Genomic DNA, 22,505 nt, shown 5'->3' on the forward strand with positions numbered 1-22,505 from the left:
AAACTAACAATTAATTAATGGATAGCATTTCCAACTTTTGCTAAAATTTGTGAAAATTCATTTTTATGATTTATATAAGCCCTTGGTAGCTAAATAGACCTTTATTTTTATACACATTCAAAAAGTGTTTCATAAAAATTTCTTATACTTTTTAATATAAAAAATAACCACGTTTGAAGTAGTAAAGTAACTTAACAAAAGTGTAATTTTTTATTTGGCTACAAAAAACTCATAATAGACATTCTTATCTTCTTAAAACAAATAAACAAAGCCCTACCTAATCTTGAGTAAATATTTTAGACAAAAAATAAACTTATCTTTGTAAAGCTCATTTACTATAATTATGCCCACCCAAACACAAGAAATTGCTGCTAAACTGAGAAGTACTGTTACCCGATTAACAAGACAATTGCGCAAGCAGAATGTCAGTTCGGAGTTTAGCAATGCAGAATTACTGACCATGTCCTTGTTAGAGCAACACGGCAAGATGCTATCAACTGAATTGGCAGAATTAGAAAAGGTTTCCAAACAAGCTGTATCGCAGATTATTAATCGCTTATACGAAGCGAAGTGTGTAGAAAGATTTCAGAGTGAGGAAGATAAGCGAAAGATTTACATAGGATTGAGCAAATTGGGAGAAAAGCACATTATTGCCAGCAGAAAAATAAAAGAAGAATGGCTTGTACAAACGATGGAAAAAATCTTTTCTTCTGAAGAAATAAACTTAATCCGTGCTTTCCTCCCACTCCTTTCTCGCTTAGTGGAATACAATGGAAGTAGGTTGTAATTTCCTTTTTTCATTCGGCAAATAAGCTTTACCTTGCAACTGCAAAATGGGATTATATTTTACATCAATAAATTCGGGAAGTAACGGCAACTGTTACTATGTGGGCAACGAGAATGAGGCAATACTTGTTGATGTAGGTTTGACGTGTAAAGAGGTTGAAAACAGAATGTTAAGGCTTGGTTTATCGGTTAAAAAGATTAAAGCCATTTTCATTTCGCACGAACATAGCGATCACATTAAAGGCTTATCTGTTTTTGCAAAAAAGCATAAACTTCCGGTTTATATTAGTTCACTTACCTTAAAGAGTAGCAAATTATTGCTTGATGAGCAAAATACATTTTCGTTAACCCATTCGCAAAAGATCAAAATTGGCAACTTAAACATTTCAGCTTTCTCTAAATTTCATGATGCGGCAGATCCTTACAGCTTTACCGTAGAATGCAATGATGTTCGAGTTGGTGTATTTACCGACATTGGTTCAGTGTGCGATCGTTTAATTAGCCATTTTAAAAATTGCCACGCCGCTTTTTTGGAGGCAAATTATTGTGCAGATATGCTGGCCAATGGAAGTTATCCATATTTCCTAAAACGAAGAATTACAAGTGGATACGGACATTTAAGTAACACACAAGCATTGGCATTATTTCAAAGCCATAAGCCAGAGTACATGACTCATTTACTCCTAAGCCATTTATCAAAAGATAATAATGATCCAATATTAGTAGAAAGTCTTTTTAAAAACGTTGCAGGCAATACAATTGTAAAAGTAGCCTCCAGATATGGTGAATCAGAGGTTTACTATGTTAGCCAGGATCAAACTAGCACACATGCATACAGTTTTGACCCAAGTCTACACCAACCAGAGCAACTTAATCTTTTCTAAACACATTAAATATAAAAAATACCCATTAATAGGTATTGATATCGAGATTTGATTTAATCAGATTTGAGATGTTAGTGCCGAATCAACGGGAACGATTTAGATTAACATTCAAAAGAGGGATTAATTTTATTAATCTCTCTTTTTTTAAAACATTTTTTTCACCTATTGGTTATCTACATACTTCATAAATAGTTTGTTTGGTTTATAGGGGCTTAAGGATTTAAGCCCCTTTATCTTGCCCAAAACTTATACTTTAGTCGGTAGAAAACAACAATAATCACCTCATAATTTTAATATTCTAATTTTTCATATACTTTTGATTCAAATCTCCCCCTATTGTTTTTTTTAATCTTTAACAAAAAATAACATGGAGACGAGTAAATTCTCAAAATTCAGTGCCGAATTTCTGGGCACTTTAGTATTAGTTTTAATGGGTTGCGGTAGTGCCGTAATCGCCGGTGCAGATGGCACAACAGGTGTAGGCTTGTTGGGTATTTCATTTGCATTTGGCCTATCGGTTGTTGCAATGGCGTACGCCATTGGGCACATTTCTGGTTGCCACATTAATCCAGCAATTTCAATTGGTATGGTAGTGGCGGGTCGTATGAAAGCTGGCGAAGCAGCATATTATATTGTTGCGCAGATTTTGGGTGCCATTGCGGGTGCCGGCTTACTTTATTTAATCGTTAGCAACCAGGCAAATTTCGAAATGAAAAAATGGGCTTTAGGATCGAACGGCTGGGGGAAAGGTTATTTAGCGGAATATAATTCTACCGCTGCATTTATAGCAGAAGCTGTATTCACTTTTATTTTTTTATTGGTAATTTTCGGAGCTACCTCTACCAAAAACATTAACGGAGGTTTTGCGGGTTTAGCCATCGGACTTTCATTGGTTTTGATCCATATCGTAGGGATTAAAATTACGGGCGTTTCTGTAAATCCTGCTCGCAGCATTGGCCCCGCAGTAATAGCAGGCGGCGAAGCTTTAAAACAAGTTTGGATGTTTATTGCAGCTCCTGTGGTTGGTGCAATTTTAAGCGCTGTGGTTTGGAGAACTGTTTTAGAAAAAAACTAGTTTAGAGATGGAAAATGTGAGGTGTAAAATGGATGATAGGTTTTAAGAAAAATCTTCAAGCGTTGATACACTAACAAAAAAAGGGTAAAATGAATTCCATTTTACCCTTTCAATTTTATTTTAGTTGAGAGAAAGTCATTCCATTTTATAGCTCACATCTCACATTATTATAGGTTTTTTACAATCGCCTCGTCTGTAGGTTTTGTCTTCGAACGGAAACGGTGAACCAACTCTCCTTTTTCGTTAATCAAGAATTTCTCGAAATTCCATTTAATATCGCCTTGTTCCTCTGTATTGGTTTGAGTTGTAAGGTATTTAAATAACGGACTAATATCTTCACCTTTTACACTGCTTTTCTCAGCAAGCATAAAAGAAACGTTGTATTTTCCGGTACAAAATTCTTTGATTTCTGCGTTGGTAGAAAACTCTTGTCCGCCGAAATTACCTGCCGGAAAACCAATTAGTACTACTTTTTTACCATATTGTTTTTGAAGTTTTTCCAAATCTTCGTATTGCGGAGTGAAACCGCATTTCGAAGCTGTGTTAACAATCAGAATTTTTTTGCCTTTAAATTTCGATAGCTTAACTTCTTTGCCATCGATTGTTTTAAAGCTGAAGTCGTAAACGTTTTTTGGTGGATTAGGTACCAAAAAGTTTAATAGGATGAGGATAGTGTTTATCATTGTTGTTTTCTTTTATATACGAATATAAGTACAAATAGTTTTCAGATCAGTAATGATGATGTAAATAATACATTTCATAAAAGGATTTGGAAATGAAAGCAAGCACTTTTTCGGCTACTACAGTCTCGCTCCCAAACATTGTTGGGGACTTCAATCTTTTTTAAACAAATGTTATGTGACACAGCCTGTCCAAGCAAGTTGCAACCCTAAATAGTGATGCTAACTGCGTCACCTAAACCTGATTGAAGTGAAAACCAAAAGCTCTTTCTGCTTTTGTTGGAACGAAAAGCAGGACTGAAACCAACCTAAAACCACAGGAATTGCTTTCCAAAAAAATCAATAAAAGCTTAAAATTCAATTAAAAATTAGCCTGTAAATGAACATATTTTACAAAAATTTAATAAAAAATTTGTATTAAATATCGGTCGGGTTTGGATTTATACTTTAATTATAGCTTTATTTGCACAAAAACGTATTTCATGGCCAAGAACTTATTAATCGTCGAGTCCCCTGCAAAAGCTAAAACTATAGAAGGCTATTTAGGCAAAGATTTCCTTGTGAAATCGAGCTATGGCCACATTCGGGATTTAGTAAAGGGCGATATGGCGATTGATATTAAAAACGATTTTGCCCAAACCTACGAGGTGCCCGCCGATAAGAAAAGTATGGTGGCCGAACTCAAAAAACTTGCTAAAGAAGCCGAAATGGTATGGTTAGCATCCGATGAGGACCGTGAGGGGGAAGCAATTTCCTGGCATTTATTCGAAACTTTAGGCCTAAAAGCAGAGAAAACCAAACGAATCGTTTTTCATGAAATCACTAAACCTGCTATTTTAAAAGCCATCGAGAGTCCGCGAACTATTGATTATAATTTGGTTAATGCACAACAGGCTCGCCGTGTTTTAGATAGATTGGTAGGTTTCGAACTTTCGCCCGTTTTGTGGAAGAAAGTTAAACCATCACTTTCTGCTGGTCGAGTACAATCTGTTGCGGTACGTTTAATTGTTGATAGAGAAAGAGAAGTTCAAAACTTTAACGCAGCTGCTGCATATAAAATAACGGCGCAATTTTCTACAGGAAAAGGAAAAGAGATTGTTAAGGCAGAATTGCCACAGCGTTTCGAGAGCGAGGCTGATGCTGAAAAATATTTGCAAGACTGTGCTACGGCTAAATTTGACATTACCAGTTTAGAAACAAAACCAGCAAAACGTAATCCGGCTGCGCCATTTACCACTTCAACCTTGCAACAAGAAGCATCTCGCAAATTAGGCTTCCCTGTGGCGAGAACGATGCAGGTTGCACAGCGATTGTACGAGGCTGGAAAGATTACCTACATGAGAACGGATTCGGTAAACTTATCGGAAACTGCTTTAAATGCCGCTGCTGCTGAAATTAAATCTGCATATGGCGATAAATACCACCAACAAAGAGTTTACAGAACAAAATCTGCAGGTGCACAGGAAGCTCACGAGGCCATTCGCCCTACCTATTTTGACAGACATACCGTTGACGGCGACATTTCAGAAAAACGTTTGTACGATTTAATCTGGAAACGTTCCATTGCATCGCAAATGAGTGAGGCCTTGTTCGAAAAAACAACTGCGCAAATTACGGCATCAACCAGAAAGGAACAGTTGGTTGCAGAAGGTGAAGTTCTAAAGTTCGATGGCTTCTTAAAGGTTTATTTAGAATCTACGGATGATGAAGAAAGCGAAGAAAAAGAAGGCGGGTCTATTTTACCTCCTTTAGCAAAGGGACAAGAATTATTTTTAAATGAAATGCAGGCAACAGAGCGTTATTCTCGTCCGCCAGCAAGATATACAGAAGCCAGTTTAGTTAAGAAATTAGAAGAATTGGGCATCGGACGTCCGTCTACTTATGCACCAACAATTTCTACGGTTCAAAACCGTGGTTATGTGGTTAAAGAAGATAGAGATGGTAAACAACGTAAGTTTACAGCCATTGTTTTAGCTAATGGAAAAGTAAAAAAGGATATAAAAACTGAAATTACAGGCGCTGAAAAACAGAAACTCTTCCCTACCGATATTGGTGAGGTAGTAAATGATTTCCTGGTTGAACATTTTAAAGGTATTGTAGATTTCAACTTTACCGCAAAAGTGGAAAAGGAATTTGATGAGATAGCACAAGGTTTGCAAGAGTGGACTAAAATGCTGCACTCATTTTATAATCCTTTCCATGCTGAGGTTGAAACCACTTTAGAAACTGCTGAACGTGCTACAGGCGAACGTTTGCTTGGTTTAGACCCTGCAAGTGGTAAAAATGTTTACACCAAGGTTGGTAAATTTGGTCCATTGGTACAAATCGGCGAATTGGATGAAGAAGAAAAACCACGTTATGCCAGTTTGATGCGTAATCAATCGGTAGCAACAATAACTCTGGAAGATGCCTTGGAATTATTCAAACTTCCATTCTCGTTACCTGATTTTGAAGGTAAAGAGGTCATGATTGGCGTTGGTCGTTTTGGTCCTTATGTAAAATGGGGCGAAGCTTTTATTTCGTTGCCTAAAAATGAAGAACCGTTGGCGGTTACTTATGATAGAGCTGTGGAAATTATCAAACAGAAAATGGATGATGATGCTCCGATTGCGCATTATGAGGGCTTGGGGGTTACCAAAGGAAAAGGTCGCTTCGGTCCGTTTATTAAATGGAACGATTTGTTTATAAATATTCCTGCCAAAGGTTATGATTTTGATAATTTATCTCAGGAAGATATTGATACCTTAATTGGCAAGAAAGTAGAAAAGGAAGCCAATCGCTTTATTAAAGTATGGGATGAGGAAAAAATTTCCATTGAAAATGGCCGTTGGGGACCGTTCATACGTTTCGGTAAACTGATGCTTAAATTGAGATACAATGCTGCAACCAAGCAAAAATACACGCCTGAAGAATTGGTCGATGTTGATTTGGAAGTGATTAAAAAGATGATTATTGAACAGGTTCCGAAAGCTTTTGAAGTAAAGAAAAAGGCACCTGCAAAGAAGAAAGCGCCTGCAAAGAAAGCAGTGGCAAAGAAAGCGGTGGCAAAGAAAAAATAACCAGTATAAAAGGATTTTAGGATTACCAAAATAGAAAGTAACTCAAAATTTAAATATTATAAATAATAAGGACGTAAATCGGTTAGTTGTTTTGAAAAACAATTAACCGATTTATTCAGTTTAAACAGTTAAACACATTACGTTGAAGACCGATTTACCAGAAAACACAGTTGAAGATATCGCAATGGCAGTTGTGCTGATGAGTGAAACTCCGGAAGTAAAAAACTGGACGGTTTACCTGGTCAACTTAAAAAATGAGCCAATAACGAATGTTTTAATCAGCTCTAAAGGTTATGGTGAAAAAGATGGTAAGCAAGTAAAAACATCGGTTTTAAGACATTTCCTTGGCGACATGGAGGCTAATGATTTTAAAGGCGTTGAGGCCATCGACCCGGAAGTTTTTGGTTTAACAAATGAGTATTGGTTAAGCTACTACATCGGCAAAACCATTTACGATAAAAAATTTATCTTTTTACCGGAAAGTATTGTCGATTCTAACCTGATTAAAATTCCTTTGGTAAATAGACCTGGGGTAATGATAAAATAAGACTTGAGATTCGTTACCTGGAACTTATTGCAGGCTCTGTTTTATTAAGATGCTGAAATAAATTAAGCATAACGGAAGCAAAGAACTAAGGCACCTTAACCGCCTGTCTTCCAAGTAGTTTCCACCCTGTTCTTTCCTTACTCCAAATCAGCAAAATATACAATTTCACACTTCCCGGAACATTTTTATCGTTGGTTTTCGCGTTTAAAGTATGGCGAACCAGAGCTGTTTTATTCTGAACAATTACAGTTTGGTTGGTTAAATTTATATCAACAAAATCTGATTCTCCGGATAATAATGAATGCATAAATTCTTGCTTGGTTTGAATCTTTCCGCTAGAATGACCATAGCTCAAATTGCTTAAAATCATTTTATCTAAGGCCACACTATCGGGCGCAACCATTAAGGTTGCCAATTTTGTCACCGCATCTTCTACTTCAGTGTTTTGGGCAAATGAAAAGTTCGTAAACATTATAAGGCTCGAAAAAATTAATAATTTCTTAATCATATGTAGTCGATATTTGGGTTGATGTTGTAAACTTATCTAAATCAATGTAAAGGAACAAGCAGAATTTATTTAAAATTAGTTTTAGAGGTCAAACCACTAGACTATAGGAAACAAATAATAATTAAAAACCAACAAAAAACAACAAATATCCTACGGATACATATTACTTACCAATACATGAAATAAAAGAAATACTTTTAAAAGCTATGACTAGAAAATCCTCACAGTACCTTACTTTTCAACATAATTTATTTTAACTGAAATTTTAGTTAATTTTCAATCACATCTAATCAGAATTTCATAAAATGGAACAACCATCTACCTACAAATCATCCTCCAAAAAGAAATTTATTTTTATCGGCTTGATTGCAGTTTCAATAGCTGCATTAGTTTTTATTTACTTCAATCGAAAGAAAAAAACGAATGAAGAAAACCAAGCTTATGCAAAATATATCGAAGCTTACACTTCGGGAACCATCTCAAAAAAGAGCTTTATCCGCGTTCACTTAGCAAATGCCGCTACCGGAATGCAAGACTTGGGAAAGGCCGATTCTCGTGATTTATTCGATTTCTCCCCATCTATTTCAGGAAAAACCTATTGGATTGACCCGCAAACCGTAGAATTCCGTCCTGATGAAAATCTGAAACCTGGTAAAGAATACGAAGCAACGTTCAAACTTTCTGAAGTTTCGGCAACGGAAAAAGGTCTTGAAGATTTCGATTTCGAGTTTAAAGTGATTACGCCGGGCGTGGTACTTTCGCAAAACGGTTTGGTTTCACAAAACAATACTTCATTAGATTACATGAAGTTAACCGGCGAAGTGGCCACAGCCGATGCCGAAGAAACCTCAAAAATCGAAAAGATTATCGAACTTGATTTCGACCAAAAACTGAAAATTAAATGGCAGCACGACCCCGCTAAAAATATTTCAAAATTCACTATCGATAGCATTAAAAAGAAAGGCGAAGACCAAACTTTGAAGATTGATTGGGATGGCGATGCCATTGATGCCGACCAGAAAGGCAAAGAAGAAATCAGGATTCCGGCTTTGAATAAGTTTGAGATTTTGGATATGAAAGCCATTCAAGGCGAAGAAGATTATGCTTTGGTACAGTTTTCGGAACCAATTGGTGTTGGTCAGGATTTAACGGGAATGATCTCGCTTGGTAACTTAAGTGATTTACGATATACCATAGATGCCAGTCAGGTTAAGGTTTATGCGGCAGCAGAATTGAAAGGTGATTACACATTAAGCGTGAACAACGGTGTAGAAAACATTAACGGCAAAACTTTAACGGGTGGAAAAACAGCCAATTTGGTTTTCGAAGATAAGCTTCCATCGGTAACGATTGCAGGTAGCGGAACCATTTTACCGAATTCAGGCAAGCTAGTATTGCCTTTCGAGGCCATCAACTTAAAAGCTGTTGATGTTACGGTAATTAAGATTTACGAGAATAATATTCCTCAATTTTTCCAAACTAATAGCTATAAAGATGGCAATGAATTACGTAGAGTTGCCAAACCAATACTTCAAAAAACAGTTCGTTTGGATGAAGATAAGGCCTTAAATCTCCATAAGAAAAATCGTTTCACTTTAGATTTAGATAAAATGATTCGCACCGAACCTGGTGCAATGTATCGCGTAACCATCGCTTTCAGGCAAGAATATAATGCTTTCAATTGTAAAGCAGGCGTAGAAAAAGCGTCCGACGGGAATGGAGATAATGAAGAAGAGTATTACGGAGGTGACGACAGTTATGGCGAAAAAATTGATGAAGATGATGAATTCTGGCAACGTTATAACAACTATTATCCTGCAAACTATCGTTGGGATGATAAAGATAACCCGTGTACGCCATCTTTTTACACCAACCAGCGTTGGGCCAGCAGAAACTTAATCGCTTCAAATATCGGTTTGGTTGCCAAACGTGGAAACGACAACAGTATGCTTATTGTGGCTACGGATTTATTAACCGCAAAACCTTTGAGCGGAGTGAATTTAGAATTGATGGATTATCAAAAGCAAATCATCTTTACCACCAAAACAGATGGCGATGGTTTTGCCAGATTTGATTTAAAACGTCAGCCGTTTTTGTTGATTGCCAAAAACGGTTCTGAACGTGGTTATTTGAAATTAGATGATGGAAGCTCACTGCCCTTAAGTCGTTTCGATGTTGGCGGAGATGTAGTTCAAAGTGGTTTGAAAGGATTTATTTATGGTGAACGCGGCGTTTGGCGTCCAGGCGATAGTCTATTCGTGTCATTTGTTTTGGAGGATAAACTAAAAAAACTTCCGGCAAATTATCCGGTAACAATGGAGTTTTACAACCCAAAAGGTCAATTGTATAAACGATTGATTAACGGCAAACCTTTAAATGGATTTTACAGCTTTAAGACGGCTACAGAAAGCACCGCTCCAACCGGAAACTGGATGGCCAAAGTAAAGGCCGGTGGTGCAACATTTACAAAAACTTTAAAGATTGAAACGGTAATGCCTAACCGATTGAAAATTGATTTCAATGTGGGCAACAGAACCTATTTAAGCTCGGGAACTTCAGCCGCTACCCTATCGGCCAAATGGCTTTTTGGAGCGGTTGCACAAAACTTGAAAGCCAAGGTTGATGTAAATCTAAATACGACGGAAACCAAGTTTAAAGGTTTTGAGGGATTTAGTTTTGATAATCCGACCGTTAACTTCCAATCGCAGGTAAAAACTATTTTTGAGGGCACTTTAAATGCAGCGGGAACGGCACAAATCAATACCAATTTAAATGAAAACAATACTGCTCCCGGTGTTTTACGTGCCAACTTTACCACAAAGGTTTTCGAACCGGGAGGTAATTTCAGCATTGATAATTTTAGCATTCCTTACCATGTATATAAAAGCTATTTGGGTATCCGACCTGAAAAAGGTGATAAACTTAGCGGCATGTTGCTAACAGGAAAAGACCATAAAATTGAGATTGTAAATGTGAATACGGATGGAAAACTACTTGGTGGAAGTAAAACCGTTCAGGTAGAATTGTACAAAACGCAATGGCGTTGGTGGTGGGAACAGGATAACCAGAACACTTATGCAAACTTCACGCAAAACCAGTATAATAAATTGGTTGAAACACATAGTGTTAATTTAACAAATGGTAAGGGAAGTTGGAATTTACGCATAGATGAGCCTGAATGGGGCCGTTATTTAATTCTCGTTCGCGATGAAAATGGTGGCCATGTAACGGGAAAATCCGTTTATGTAGATTGGCCGGGATGGGCGCAGCGTGAGCAAGGTGAAAACCCTACGGAGGCATCAATGTTATCTTTTACGGCGAACAAAGACAAATTTACCGTTGGTGAAGATATTACGCTAACCATCCCGACAGGTAAAGATGGAAGAGCTTTAATATCAATCGAAAATGGAAGTCGTGTTTTAAAAACTTTCTGGATTGATACCAAAGCCGGACAAACACAATATAAATTCAAGGCTGAGAAAGAAATGGCGCCGAATGTTTTCGCAAACATTACGCTGTTGCAGCCTCATGCACAAACCGTTAACGATTTACCAATCAGGATGTATGGTGCTATTCCGATTTCGGTTGAAGACCCACAAACCATTTTGAAACCAACGATTAAAATGTTGGATAAAATCAAACCTGAGACTGAAAACACCATCACCGTTGGTGAGCAACACGGCAAAGCTATGACTTATACTATCGCTTTGGTTGATGAGGGATTATTGGATTTAACCCGTTTCAAAACACCTGACCCACATAGCGCATTTTACGCCCGCGAGGGATTAGGCGTTAAAACCTGGGATTTATTCGATTACGTTTTAGGTGCATGGGGTGGCAATTTAGAACGCATCCTAAGCATCGGTGGTGATGGAAGTATCAATAAAAATTTAAATCCTGCAAAGGCCAATCGTTTTCAAGCTGTAGTTAAATTTATGGGGCCGTTTAGCATTGGCAAAGGCGAAACCAAAACCCATAAATTCAAACTGCCGCAATACATTGGAGCCGTTCGAGCGATGGTTGTTGCCGGACAGGATGCCGCTTATGGTTTCGCAGAAAAATCCGTTCAGGTTAAAAAACCTTTAATGGTGCTTGCTACGCTTCCAAGGGTTATCGGTCCGGGCGAAAGTTTTACTTTACCGGTTACCGTTTTTGCAACGGAAAATAATTTAAAAAATATTTCAGTTCAGCTGCAAGCGAGTAATTTAATCGTTCAAGGAACAAATAAACAGCAGCTTTACTACCAAAAAACAGGTGAGCAAATGGCCTACTTTGAAGTAAAAGCACCGGATAAAGTTGGCATTGCCAAAGTAAAAGTGATTGCACAAAGCGGTGCTGAAAAAACGGTTTACGATGTAGAAATGGACATCAGAAATCCGAATCCTTATGTAACCAATGTGGTTTCGGCTACAGTTCAACCCCACACCAAATGGGCTGTAAATTACTTACCTATCGGGATGGCGGGAACAAATTCGGGTTCATTAGAAGTTTCTTCAATTCCTGCAATTAATTTGGGTAAACGATTGGGCTACCTGATTCAATATCCTCACGGATGTGTCGAGCAAACCACATCGGGTATTTTCCCTCAATTGTATTTGGATAGATTAAGTCAGCTGAATGAACAGCAAAAAGCTAAAACGGAGGCAAACATTAAAGCGGGAATAAATAGATTGAAAGGTTTCCAAACCACTGACGGAGGATTATCTTACTGGCCGGGCGAGGGAAATTCTGATGAATGGGGGAGTAATTATGCCGGGCATTTCTTGGTTGAAGCCCAGAATGCTGGTTACACTTTACCTGTTGGTTTGCTGGATGAGTTATTGCGTTATCAAAAAACGAAAGCAGCAAACTGGGCGCCAAACAGCAATAATTTCTACGGAGGAGATTTATCGCAAGCTTACCGCTTATACATGTTGGCCTTGGCTAAGAAACCTGAAATGGCAGCTATGAATCGTTTAAAAGCTTTCGAATATCTTTCCGTTGCAGCTAAATGGCGTCTGGCCGCAGCTTATAGACTAGCCGGACAAAACAATGTTGCACAAAACATGATTAGCGGACTGGATACCTCTATCCAACCTTACAAACAGTTGGGCGGCACTTATGGCTCTGATGTTCGTGATGGGGCAATGATTTTGGAAACACTTACTTTACTTGGACAAAAAGCAAAGGCAGCTAGTTTATTGCAACCTTTGGCAGCTAAATTAGGTGAAAACACTTGGTACAGTACCCAAACAACGGCTTACAGTTTATTGGCGATTGCTAAATTCTGCGGTTCTAATCAGTCATCGAATAAACTGCAATATCAATATATTTTAGATGGAAAATCAGCTCCAGTAAATTCAAACCAATATTTGAATAGCACTCCAGTCAGTTTTAAAGGTGGCACTGCCTCTATTACCAATAATGGTAATAATGTATTGTTTGTTCGTTTGGTTTTGGAGGGACAACCTGTTGCAGGTCAGAATAATTTCTTACCAAACCGACCAGATGTTTTAGACATGAATGTGGCTTACAAACGTTTAAACGGAACACCTTTGGACCCAACAACCTTAAAACAGGGAACAGATTTTTATGCTGAAGTAACGGTTAAAAACCCAGGCAGAATGGGTTATTATGAACAATTGGCATTAACGCAAATCTTTCCGTCGGGTTGGGAAATTATTAATACCCGTGTTAATGATAACCAAAGCATTTTGGCCTCATCGCCATTTACTTATCAGGATATACGAGATGACAGGGTTTTCACTTATTTCAATATCAGAGAGAATGAAAGTTTGGTTTATAAAGTATTGCTAAATGCCTCTTATCTAGGGAAATATTATTTATCTGCGGTTCAATGCGAGGCGATGTACAACAATGATATTTCTGCAACCCAAGCTGGTAAGTGGGTTCAGGTGGTTAAGTAGTGGTTTCTTTTAGAAAATTCACGCCATAATGCCTATCATAAACCACCCCCTAACCCCTCCTTGGAAGTAAGGAGGGGAATTGGACACCGCTGGTTGAAAGTTTTTATGGTAATTTTTAAGTTAGTAAGTTTAACACCCAAGCCAATAATAAATGCAAAAATTTTCCTTTATTACTTACAATTCTATCGCCTCGGTTCGTGTCCCCACGATCCGAAATTTATAATTAGCTCCATTGTTCGTGAGGACACGAACCATGGCATAGTCGTCATTGCGAGGAACGAAGAAATCTTAAAGCGAACTTACATATCTATCGCCTTGCTTCGTGTTCCCACGAGCCGAAATTTATGGTTTCTTAAAATTATTTTAAATGGATAAATTATTTGAGCATCAGAGAAAAAGTTATATTGAATTAGGTCAAATATATTTTTGGATGGCAACGATTACAAATGGCAAATTCTTTTGTTCAAAAACAAATTTAAAGACATAATAATTAGTTCTTTTGAACATTTAAGTAAGCTTAAAAAAATTGATATATATGCATTTGTTATTATGCCAAACCACATACATTTAATTTGGAAAGTAAATGAATTAAATGGAAAAGAAACAGCTCAAGGCTCGTTCTTAAAATATACAGCTCATGAATTTAAAAAGTTATTAAATGATGAAGAATTAATAAGTTATCGGGTAAATCTAGCTAACAAGAATTATGAATTTTGGCAAAGAGATTCTTTAGCTACACATTTATATTCTCCTGATGTAGCATATCAAAAGTTAGATTATTTACACAACAATCCAACAACAGAGCGTTGGCAACTGGCTGATGAGCCGTCTAATTATTTGTATTCATCCGCAAGTTTTTATGAGAATAATGAAACGAGATTTAAATTTTTGAAAGACTTGAGGTTGGAATTTTAGTTTTTTAAAATGTTTCGTGGAGACACGAACCATGGCAGGTTAATTTTAGTCGAGAGGTTAAGAACTTAAAGTAAAAATATCATCGCCTCGGTTCGTATCCTCACGAAACGAAATTTATAAAATATAATGGTTCGTGAGGACACGAATCATGGCATAAGAGCCATCTAATTATTTGTATTCATCCGCAAGTTTTTATGAGAATAACGAAACGAGATTTAAATTTTTGAAAGACTTGAGATTAGAGTTTTAGTTTTTTAAAATATTTCGTGGGGACACGAACCATGGCTTAAAATGTTTCGTGGGGACATGAACCATGGCAGGTTAATTTTAGTCGAGAGGTTAAGAACTTAAAGTAAAAATATCATCGCCTCGGTTCCTGTCCTCACGAAACGAAATTTATAAAACATAATGGTTCGTGAGGACACGAAGCATGGCATAAAAAAATCATAGTTAATGAACAAAACCCCAAAAGCATTTCTTATTTCCGACATCATCTGCTTTGCCCTGCTTTTGGTTTTTCTTTTTTCCTTACCAACAAAACTTTTCAAATCCCCTACTTCTTTTGTGATTGAGGCAAACAATGGAAATCTATTAAGTGCTGCAATTGCCAGCGATGGACAATGGCGATTTCCAGTTGCTGATTCAGTCCCTGTAAAATTTAAAGATTGTATTATCGCTTTTGAAGATAAACGATTTTATAATCACTTTGGCATTGATTTTTTGGCTATGAGCAGAGCCATGCGACAAAATTTTAAAGCAAAAAGTGTGGTAAGTGGAGGAAGTACTTTAACCATGCAAGTAATTCGTTTATCCAGAAAGCAAGACCGAACAATTTGGCAAAAATTATTGGAGGTGATTTTAGCTTTGCGATTAGAACTTAAATATTCAAAAGAAGAAATTATTGGTTTGTATGCAGCCAATGCACCGTTTGGGAGCAATGTGGTAGGTTTGGAAGCCGCAAGCTGGCGCTACTACGGTCGTGACGCAAAGACACTTTCATGGGGAGAAATGGCAACTTTAGCTGTTCTACCAAATAGTCCGTCATTGGTTCGCCCTGGTAAAAATTCTGCTCGATTAATCAAAAAGCGAAATGACTTATTAGACAAGCTGGCGAAACTAAAATACATTGACCAATCGACAGCCAATCTCTCAAAACTCGAACCTGTTCCCGGCAAACCACTTCCCTTGCCTCAAAATGCACCACATTTATTGAACAGATTTAAAGCAGAAAGAGCGAGCCTTGAAATCAATTCAACAAGGATTAAATCCACTTTGAATGAAGATATTCAACTCAAAATTAATTCCATTTTAAAAAGATATAATAACCGGTACCGGGCAAATGACATCAATAATACTTCGGCTTTGGTTTTAGATGCAAGAACTGGGCAAGTAGTAAGTTACGTCGGGAACATTTATCAACCAGAAAATGCAGATTTACAAAGTCATGTTGATATGATTAAAGCACCTAGGAGTCCTGGCAGTACGCTAAAACCTTTGCTTTATGCCAGTATGCTTAACGATGGTTTCATTTTGCCGCATACTTTAATTCCTGATATTCCAACACAAATTGCAGGTTACTCGCCACAGAATTATGATTTGGGTTACGACGGGGCCATTTCTGCAGATAAAGCCTTGAGCCGTTCGCTAAATATCCCTGCAGTGAAAATGTTGCAGCAATATAATTATGAGCGCTTTTATGATAAGCTTAAAAAACTTGGAATCGGCACGCTGAATCAACCTGCCGACCACTACGGTTTATCGTTAATTTTGGGTGGAAGTGAAGTTACCATGTGGGATTTGGCTAACACTTACATGGGTATGGTTCGAACGCTGAACCATTTCAACACTTATAAAGGCTTATATAATCCCGATGATTACAAGCAAGCAACTTATTTCACCTCTGATAAGAAAGAAGAAAAGGATTATCAACGGACTTCATTTTTAGACCATGGAGCGATTTGGGCAACTTTCAATGCGATGGAGGAAGTAATGCGACCTGGCGATGAGGGATTATGGGAACAGTTTTCTTCTTCGCAAAGAGTGGCATGGAAAACCGGAACAAGCTTTGGCTTTCGCGATGCCTGGGCTGTTGGCTTAACACCGAATTATATTGTCTGCGTTTGGGTTGGCAATGCCGATGGCGAGGGTCGTCCGGGTTTAGTTGGTATTGAAGCTGCAGCACCTGTTCTGTTTGATATCTTCAAGTTGTTGCCTAATGGAAAATGGTTTGAAACTCCAAAAACAAAACTTAAAAAAATTAAAGTTTGTAAACAGAGCGGTTACAAAGCCGGCGAAAATTGCCCTGATGTTGCGGAGGAATTGGTGCCCACTGCAGGAGAAAAAACAGCCGTTTGCCCTTTTCATAAACTGATTCATTTAGATAGAACAGGAACTTATCGCGTTACCGACCAATGTGAAAGTGTGACGAGTATGCAACATAAAAGCTGGTTTATTTTGCCTCCTGCGATGGAATATTATTACAAAATAAAAAACAGCGATTACAAAAGCTTACCTCCTTTTATGACCGGTTGTGAGAATAACGGCGGCAATAATGTAATGGAATTGATTTATCCTAAAAATGGCGCCATCGTTTATATCCCTTTGGAACTGGACGGTACTAGAGGAAAAATCGTGTTAAATGCTGCCCACAGAAATCAGAATTCTAAAATTTATTGGCATATCGATAATGAATATGTCGCCACAACAACAAATTATCATCAGCTGGCTGTTAGTCCTGTGCCTGGTAAACATACATTGACTTTGGTTGATGAAAATGGGGAAAGATTGGTTCAGTTTTTTACGGTTTTGGATAAAGAGAAAAAGCAGAAAGACTAAAGCTTAAAGACCAAAGGCAAAAGAAAATTAACCGCTGATTTTTATAAATAAACACGGATTTTTGTGCAGATTTCTAAATTTCATAAACCTGATAGAGTGGAAATACTTTTAAATAGCTTCAACTTTAATATACTGTCATGCTGAGGCACGAAGCATCTGCAACCGATGAAACAGATTCTTCGTACCTCAGAATGACAGAGGTTTTTAAAAGATTGCAACGATAGCAGGACTGCAGTGTCCGATTATTACAGAACATTGCTTTCCAAAAACTATATCTCGGTTTTAGTTACTACTAATTTCCGCTCTATTGTACCATAAACAATTAAATATTGCGCAATCATGTATGTTGCCATTATGAGAACGCCACTTTGTGGAATCGGCTGTGCAAATTTATTAATGGCCAGTGCACTATCTGACAATAGAAAAAATAAAGCGCCGTACAAAATTAGTTTGAAGCTAAAAATATTAACTTTTCCGTAGCGATTTACAGCCATTATTGCCATAAAAGTGATAATAATGGCATACATTAAAACTAGGAATTGCATTGCGCCAAGAAATGGTTGGATGTAGAAAAACAATCCTACGCAAAAGATTATTAACGCACCAACTGCCCACAAAAAAAATGAATTTTTGTAATTCGGATTCGATTTATGGTCAAGGATAAAAGCCCTGATGTAAAAGATGTGGCAGAGTAAAAAAGCAATTAACCCATAGATGAAGAAACTCGAGTGGCCGGATTGCAGCATTAATAAAACGTCGCCAGCTAAGCCAAAAATTAAGCCTGTAAATATACGTTTGTGAAATCGCCCCTTTAAATTGGTACTTAAATAAAGCCAAACTAAAAGTGTAATTACGATTAACGGTTTGGAGAAATTACGCAATTGAATGTTTCCATCAGTTTCCGCATAAAGTTGAATGATGAATACGAGCGCAAAAATAAAAGAGAATAATTTAGTCTTCATCGGAAATAGGGTTTGCCTTTTGCAAATTGAAGAACCAAATTACGGATATTAACTGAATGCCAGCAAATATTACTTGGTATCCGATTGGAAATTTCAAAATCAATATCAATAGAAAGCCGAGTGCTAATCTAAAATATTCGAATTTTACAAGCCATTGTTTCTGCTCCAACAGAGCGCCGCACGTTGTCAATGTACAAAGTGTGAAAACAGCACCTGAAACGAGTGACAGTGTATCTAATTTTGTGTAGGAAAACAATATTACTGAACCTGCAGTTAATGCAAGTAGAAATTGTACTAAAACATATGCCGTAAGTTTAGATTGATATTCGGGATTATATTTCTTATAGGTTTCTATATCTATTTCAGGAGCATTTTGAAAACCACCCAAATGTTGAGGAAACCAACCGGGAGGTTTCAGAAAAACCTTAATTTTATCGCTGATTTTTGGCGATTGACGAGCGGTTTTTACTAAATCATCCCAATAATGGAGGTTAGCCCAAAGCGGATTCCAACTTGCCAAAGGTTTGGTTATTCCGTAGTAAACTTCTTCTTCTTCTTTCTGAAAGGTACCGAAAAACCTATCCCAGATAATTAATGTGCCTGCATGGTTTTTATCAATGTATTTTGGGTTTGAACCATGATGAACACGATGATGTGATGGTGTATTTAAAACATACTCAAAAATACCCATCGATTTAATTGCCCGGGTATGAATCCAAAATTGGTATAGTGTATTGAATGAACTCAAGGTTAGAAACATAATCGGGTCGAAACCTGCGAAAGCCAAAGGCAAATAAAAAACCCAACTAAACCAACCTTGAAACCAGCTTTGACGCAATGCAACGGTTAAGTTATACTCTTCTGATTGATGATGAACAATATGTGCCGCCCAAAGTGCATTTACCTGATGGCTCATTCTGTGAAACCAATAGTAGAAAAAATCGACGCAAATAAAAAGAATAATCCAAACCCAAATGGTTTTAGGCATCTCGAAAAATCGCCAATGTTCGAAAATGTATTTATAACCAAAGAACAAAGCTGTTTTCATAAAGATACCGGTGAGCTGTTGCCCTATTCCCTGACTTAGATTTGAAATGCTATCATTTAACCTGTAATAATTAAGTTTTTTATAAAAGTTGTAGGCAAGTTCAATTCCTATTAGGATAAAAAACACAGGCACAGATAAAGCGATGTAATCTACTTTCATATTGAAAAGAAAATACTTGGTTAGAAATAATCAACTTACAATTTAGGAAATTTTCATCTTAAGCTAAACTTTATTCTTGTAATATTTGTGATGAGGGTTGGAGAACGCTCAGAATGATTACTACATTTGTTATGCTAAACCAAATGATTAAGCGTTAATATTTTGGTTTTAAACTCATTCCATCCTTATGAAGAAGTTAACTCTCCTATTTCTGTTAATCACTATTAGCTATTTTGCTAAAAGCCAAAACTTGGTTTTAGCTAAGGATGCGGCACAGTACATTGGCAAAACCGTTACCATTTGCGATTCGGTTTATAGCACAAAAGCTTTAGACAAGCTTAGCTTAATAAATCTTGGTGGTGCTTATCCTAAAGAATTAATTACCATTGTTATTAATAAAGAAGATCAAAGCAAGTTTCCATCAGAGCCATCGAGCATGTTTATGGGAAATAAAATTTGCGTTACTGGTCTAGTTACTGAGTTTAAGGGCAAACGCCAGATTGTGGTAACTGATCCTAAACAAATTGTTGTTAAGTAGAAAGTAATTAACTTCACAATAAAATACGCATCAAGTTAATGAATAGTCAAACTGAAAGATTATATAGTCGATGGCAGTACTCCCATCCTAACTGCTTCAATGTATAATAGCACTTGATTTACACATTTTGCTAAATTTTCTTTCACCTGATGTTCCCAGAATCGCATAACTGTGTAGCCTTTTGCGCTCAACACTTCGTTTATTTGGCGATCTCTTTGCATATTTCTTTCAATTTTGGGAATCCAAAATCCTGTGTTTTTCTTTAAGCTGGATTTACGTTCTTCCCATTCGTAACCATGCCAAAAATCTCCATCAACAAAAATTGCTAAACGATATTTATTGATAATTAGATCCGGTTTACCTTGAAAACCTTTGGGATGAATTCGGAAACGAACATTTTTGGCCCATAATGCTTTGCGTAATTTTAACTCAGGAATACTATTCTTTCCCTTTATTTTAGACATTGTTCTACTTCGTTGAACAGTTGTGTAAAAGCCAGCGCTTTCTTCAAACCGGGGAACTTTGATCTCAACATCGACGCTAGTGTATGGTTTCGAATCCATAAACTATAAACTTAAAAATTACTGCAATTGTTTAAGAAAATGCTGTTGGTTAGAAAAAAGGGACTGAGAATCAACCTAAGCTCCTCCTAATTTGGGAGGTTAGCTTCGGTCGGAGCGTTAAAATTGAAATATATTTTAAAAGTAATTAGCTGACTTTGCCTTTTCAGTCGGCAGATATAAAACCTGCCGACCTCCCAAGCATAGATATCCTTATTATCTATTTCGAAGGTTGTAAAAGCTTTTTATTTCTCCTAATGGATTATACAGAAAGCATCAATTCCGTGATAGAAAAGCTAATTTCCTTTATGAATATCAAGCGCTTGTTTTCCACGCGAATTTACCTCAACCTCATAATCAACCATAATGCCTTCTTCGAGTTCTTTATTACTGCCAATTACATTTTCACAATCAGCAAATAAAACTTCTGATCCATCATCAGGGCATATAAATCCAAATCCTCGATTTGAATTGTACCATTTCACTATTCCTTTTGGCATATTATTAAATTGGGATGATTCTTTGATTGTAAGATCACAATTACAAAGAAAGCGCAATTTCGCTCCAATAACTACAATCTACAATACTCATAAATAGGTATTTGATTATTTGCATTGATGATCAGAAATTCCCTAGTTTTGGAAGATATTCTTCTTGCTTATGTTATTGAACCGTAAAACCCTTATTGCTATCCTCATCATTTTAATTTCGTCTTTTATTGCACTAAGTTTTTTTATTGCCCATCATTTAGTTTGGCAATTCGATATTAAAGCATCATTATTTATCCAAAAGTTCCAAGCCGGGTGGCTCGATAAAGTAATGTTAGGCATTAGTTTTTTTGGCGAATTGCCATATTCGTTACTTTCTGTAGTGATTGTTGGCGCTATATTTTATTGGTATAAATATAAGCGTGAAGCTTTATTTATTTCAACTACACTCCTATCTGGATTGATAATTCTCGGTGTTAAAAACATGATTAACCGCCCTCGCCCTACTTCATTTTACGTTCGCTTGGTAGAAGTTAATCGGTTTCAAAGTTACCCAAGTGGGCACACACTTTCGTATGTTTTATTTTTCGGCTTCTTAATCATATTAATGAATACTTTACATAATATTCCAAAAGCAACAAAGCATATAGTTACGTATTTGTCAGCATTTTTGATTATTACGATAGCGCCATCAAGAATATATTTGGGTGCACATTGGTTTACCGATACTTTAGGTGGATTTTTATTAGGTCTAATTTGCTTGTTTCCGCTTTGCTATTTTTATTTTAAGAAAGGCAGCAAAATTAATCGCAGTTAATTTTTATCATCCTTGGCCTTTTTCCTAAGCCTACTCAGCGTTTCTACACGCATGCCCAAATAGGAAGCCAAATATTTTAAAGGCACACGAAACTTAATTGATGGATGCCCTTCTTGAAATTGCTTATACCTTGATTCTGCTGATGGAATTCGAGATAATATAGAGCGTTCTTGAGAAATGTGATAATTAATGGCCAAAAGTTTTCTGGCTAAGATATTTGTCTCAGGAAAAAAGTCGTACAGCTTATCAATGAAACTATATGGGAGAACGATTAGATCAGTATCTTCCAATGCCTGATATTGCTCATTGTATGTTGGTTTTAGTACACCAGGATTTCTAATATTTCCGAATAGGGTATTTTCCGCTACTATCCAAGCAGTTATATCTTTACCCTCATCAATAATAAAACCCCTAATAATTCCTTTCAAAATAAGAAACAAGCAATCATCTGTCTGCTCTTTTGGGCAAGTTATAATCGAATTTTTACGAACGTTTATATTGAATGTTTGTTGTATGGCAAGCTCGATAATTTCATCGCTAAGCGGCATTAGATTATTTAAAAATCTAATCAAAGCTTTATTATCGTCATTAATTTCAGCCATAAGATATTCGGTTCCGAGATTTAAAACAGTGCAATGTATTATTTGAATGTTTAATTTCCAAATTAAGTGTTAGTGTTCGATGAATTACATAAAAATAAACAATTAAAATATTGCATTAATTATATTTTAACATAAT

The 22,505-nt window shown here is 36.7% G+C and carries 17 protein-coding genes; 10 read left to right on the top strand and 7 right to left on the bottom strand.

Annotated elements, in window-relative coordinates; translation table 11 throughout:
- Positions 1 to 343 precede the first annotated feature (343 nt).
- The 3 genes from EZ449_RS09040 to aqpZ all read left to right on the top strand — a co-directional run bounded on the left by EZ449_RS09040 (position 344) and on the right by aqpZ (position 2,745).
- Complete coding sequence (locus tag EZ449_RS09040) at positions 344 to 787, top strand: MarR family winged helix-turn-helix transcriptional regulator (RefSeq protein WP_131557878.1); 444 nt, start codon at positions 344 to 346, stop codon at positions 785 to 787.
- 46 nt (positions 788 to 833) lie between these two features.
- On the top strand, positions 834 to 1,670 hold the full coding sequence (locus EZ449_RS09045) for an MBL fold metallo-hydrolase (RefSeq protein ID WP_131557880.1): 837 nt from the start codon (positions 834 to 836) through the stop codon (positions 1,668 to 1,670).
- Positions 1,671 to 2,037: 367 nt separating this feature from the next.
- Positions 2,038 to 2,745, top strand: coding sequence for an aquaporin Z (gene aqpZ, locus EZ449_RS09050; protein ID WP_131557882.1), 708 nt, complete (start codon positions 2,038 to 2,040; stop codon positions 2,743 to 2,745).
- Between the two features lie 167 nt (positions 2,746 to 2,912).
- Here the strand turns inward: aqpZ and EZ449_RS09055 are convergent, their stop codons facing one another.
- Entirely contained in the window at positions 2,913 to 3,428 is a 516-nt protein-coding gene (locus tag EZ449_RS09055; RefSeq protein WP_131557884.1) for a glutathione peroxidase, read from the bottom strand.
- Positions 3,429 to 3,907: 479 nt separating this feature from the next.
- Between EZ449_RS09055 and topA the strand changes: the two genes are divergently transcribed.
- Positions 3,908 to 6,484, top strand: a complete 2,577-nt coding sequence (topA, locus tag EZ449_RS09060) for a type I DNA topoisomerase (protein WP_131557886.1) — start codon at positions 3,908 to 3,910, stop codon at positions 6,482 to 6,484.
- A gap of 142 nt (positions 6,485 to 6,626) precedes the next feature.
- Positions 6,627 to 7,031 carry a hypothetical protein gene (locus EZ449_RS09065; protein ID WP_131557888.1) on the top strand — a complete coding sequence of 135 codons (405 nt, stop codon included), beginning with the start codon at positions 6,627 to 6,629 and terminating at the stop codon, positions 7,029 to 7,031.
- Between the two features lie 85 nt (positions 7,032 to 7,116).
- Here EZ449_RS09065 and EZ449_RS09070 read toward each other — a convergent pair whose 3' ends face one another.
- Positions 7,117 to 7,503 carry a nuclear transport factor 2 family protein gene (locus EZ449_RS09070; protein ID WP_225872274.1) on the bottom strand — a complete coding sequence of 129 codons (387 nt, stop codon included), beginning with the start codon at positions 7,501 to 7,503 and terminating at the stop codon, positions 7,117 to 7,119.
- 341 nt (positions 7,504 to 7,844) lie between these two features.
- Here EZ449_RS09070 and EZ449_RS09075 point away from each other — a divergent pair, with 341 nt between their 5' ends.
- The 3 genes from EZ449_RS09075 (at position 7,845) to pbpC (ending at position 17,195) form a co-directional block, all read left to right on the top strand.
- Entirely contained in the window at positions 7,845 to 13,445 is a 5,601-nt protein-coding gene (locus EZ449_RS09075) for an alpha-2-macroglobulin family protein (RefSeq protein ID WP_131557892.1), read from the top strand.
- A 426-nt stretch (positions 13,446 to 13,871) separates the two neighbouring features.
- The gene (locus tag EZ449_RS09080) at positions 13,872 to 14,360 is read left to right on the top strand and encodes a transposase (protein WP_205942973.1); all 489 of its coding nucleotides are present in this window, start codon (positions 13,872 to 13,874) and stop codon (positions 14,358 to 14,360) included.
- 453 nt (positions 14,361 to 14,813) lie between these two features.
- Positions 14,814 to 17,195, top strand: a complete 2,382-nt coding sequence (gene pbpC / locus EZ449_RS09085; RefSeq protein ID WP_131557894.1) for a penicillin-binding protein 1C — start codon at positions 14,814 to 14,816, stop codon at positions 17,193 to 17,195.
- Between the two features lie 269 nt (positions 17,196 to 17,464).
- Here pbpC and EZ449_RS09090 read toward each other — a convergent pair whose 3' ends face one another.
- Together EZ449_RS09090 and EZ449_RS09095 are read right to left on the bottom strand one after the other, a co-directional pair.
- On the bottom strand, positions 17,465 to 18,157 hold the full coding sequence (locus EZ449_RS09090) for a lysoplasmalogenase (protein WP_131557896.1): 693 nt from the start codon (positions 18,155 to 18,157) through the stop codon (positions 17,465 to 17,467).
- Positions 18,147 to 19,364: a sterol desaturase family protein gene (locus EZ449_RS09095; protein ID WP_131557898.1), complete on the bottom strand. Its 1,218-nt coding sequence runs from the start codon at positions 19,362 to 19,364 to the stop codon at positions 18,147 to 18,149. Before EZ449_RS09095 ends, EZ449_RS09090 begins: the two co-directional genes overlap by 11 nt.
- A gap of 187 nt (positions 19,365 to 19,551) precedes the next feature.
- Here EZ449_RS09095 and EZ449_RS09100 point away from each other — a divergent pair, with 187 nt between their 5' ends.
- Positions 19,552 to 19,902, top strand: a complete 351-nt coding sequence (locus EZ449_RS09100; protein ID WP_131557901.1) for a hypothetical protein — start codon at positions 19,552 to 19,554, stop codon at positions 19,900 to 19,902.
- A 59-nt stretch (positions 19,903 to 19,961) separates the two neighbouring features.
- Here EZ449_RS09100 and EZ449_RS09105 read toward each other — a convergent pair whose 3' ends face one another.
- Both EZ449_RS09105 and EZ449_RS09110 read right to left on the bottom strand, forming a co-directional pair.
- Positions 19,962 to 20,465: a very short patch repair endonuclease gene (locus EZ449_RS09105; RefSeq protein WP_131557903.1), complete on the bottom strand. Its 504-nt coding sequence runs from the start codon at positions 20,463 to 20,465 to the stop codon at positions 19,962 to 19,964.
- A gap of 293 nt (positions 20,466 to 20,758) precedes the next feature.
- A complete protein-coding gene (locus tag EZ449_RS09110; protein WP_131557905.1) occupies positions 20,759 to 20,962 on the bottom strand; it encodes a cold-shock protein in 204 nt (67 codons plus the stop codon).
- Between the two features lie 160 nt (positions 20,963 to 21,122).
- On the opposite strand from EZ449_RS09110, the gene EZ449_RS09115 reads away from it, so the two are divergent.
- On the top strand, positions 21,123 to 21,767 hold the full coding sequence (locus tag EZ449_RS09115) for a phosphatase PAP2 family protein (RefSeq protein ID WP_131557907.1): 645 nt from the start codon (positions 21,123 to 21,125) through the stop codon (positions 21,765 to 21,767).
- On the opposite strand, the gene EZ449_RS09120 is transcribed toward EZ449_RS09115, so the two are convergent.
- Positions 21,764 to 22,369, bottom strand: a complete 606-nt coding sequence (locus EZ449_RS09120; protein ID WP_131557909.1) for a Crp/Fnr family transcriptional regulator — start codon at positions 22,367 to 22,369, stop codon at positions 21,764 to 21,766. The two genes, EZ449_RS09115 and EZ449_RS09120, sit on opposite strands and share 4 nt — an antisense overlap.
- Positions 22,370 to 22,505 lie beyond the last annotated feature (136 nt).

The organism is Pedobacter frigidisoli (assembly GCF_004331675.1).
GTDB lineage: Bacteria > Bacteroidota > Bacteroidia > Sphingobacteriales > Sphingobacteriaceae > Pedobacter > Pedobacter frigidisoli.

Bases quoted from the DNA above. Each gene is read 5' to 3' on its own strand.
- topA (WP_131557886.1), top strand. From the start codon at position 3,908: ATGGCCAAGAACTTATTAATCGTCGAGTCCCCTGCAAAAGCTAAAACT.
- EZ449_RS09095 (WP_131557898.1), bottom strand. From the start codon at position 19,364: ATGAAAGTAGATTACATCGCTTTATCTGTGCCTGTGTTTTTTATCCTA.
- EZ449_RS09075 (WP_131557892.1), top strand. From the start codon at position 7,845: ATGGAACAACCATCTACCTACAAATCATCCTCCAAAAAGAAATTTATT.
- pbpC (WP_131557894.1), top strand. From the start codon at position 14,814: ATGAACAAAACCCCAAAAGCATTTCTTATTTCCGACATCATCTGCTTT.
- EZ449_RS09040 (WP_131557878.1), top strand. From the start codon at position 344: ATGCCCACCCAAACACAAGAAATTGCTGCTAAACTGAGAAGTACTGTT.
- EZ449_RS09100 (WP_131557901.1), top strand. From the start codon at position 19,552: ATGAAGAAGTTAACTCTCCTATTTCTGTTAATCACTATTAGCTATTTT.
- EZ449_RS09120 (WP_131557909.1), bottom strand. From the start codon at position 22,369: ATGGCTGAAATTAATGACGATAATAAAGCTTTGATTAGATTTTTAAAT.
- EZ449_RS09070 (WP_225872274.1), bottom strand. From the start codon at position 7,503: ATGTTTACGAACTTTTCATTTGCCCAAAACACTGAAGTAGAAGATGCG.
- EZ449_RS09055 (WP_131557884.1), bottom strand. From the start codon at position 3,428: ATGATAAACACTATCCTCATCCTATTAAACTTTTTGGTACCTAATCCA.
- EZ449_RS09045 (WP_131557880.1), top strand. From the start codon at position 834: ATGGGATTATATTTTACATCAATAAATTCGGGAAGTAACGGCAACTGT.
- EZ449_RS09090 (WP_131557896.1), bottom strand. From the start codon at position 18,157: ATGAAGACTAAATTATTCTCTTTTATTTTTGCGCTCGTATTCATCATT.
- EZ449_RS09110 (WP_131557905.1), bottom strand. From the start codon at position 20,962: ATGCCAAAAGGAATAGTGAAATGGTACAATTCAAATCGAGGATTTGGA.
- aqpZ (WP_131557882.1), top strand. From the start codon at position 2,038: ATGGAGACGAGTAAATTCTCAAAATTCAGTGCCGAATTTCTGGGCACT.
- EZ449_RS09105 (WP_131557903.1), bottom strand. From the start codon at position 20,465: ATGGATTCGAAACCATACACTAGCGTCGATGTTGAGATCAAAGTTCCC.
- EZ449_RS09115 (WP_131557907.1), top strand. From the start codon at position 21,123: ATGTTATTGAACCGTAAAACCCTTATTGCTATCCTCATCATTTTAATT.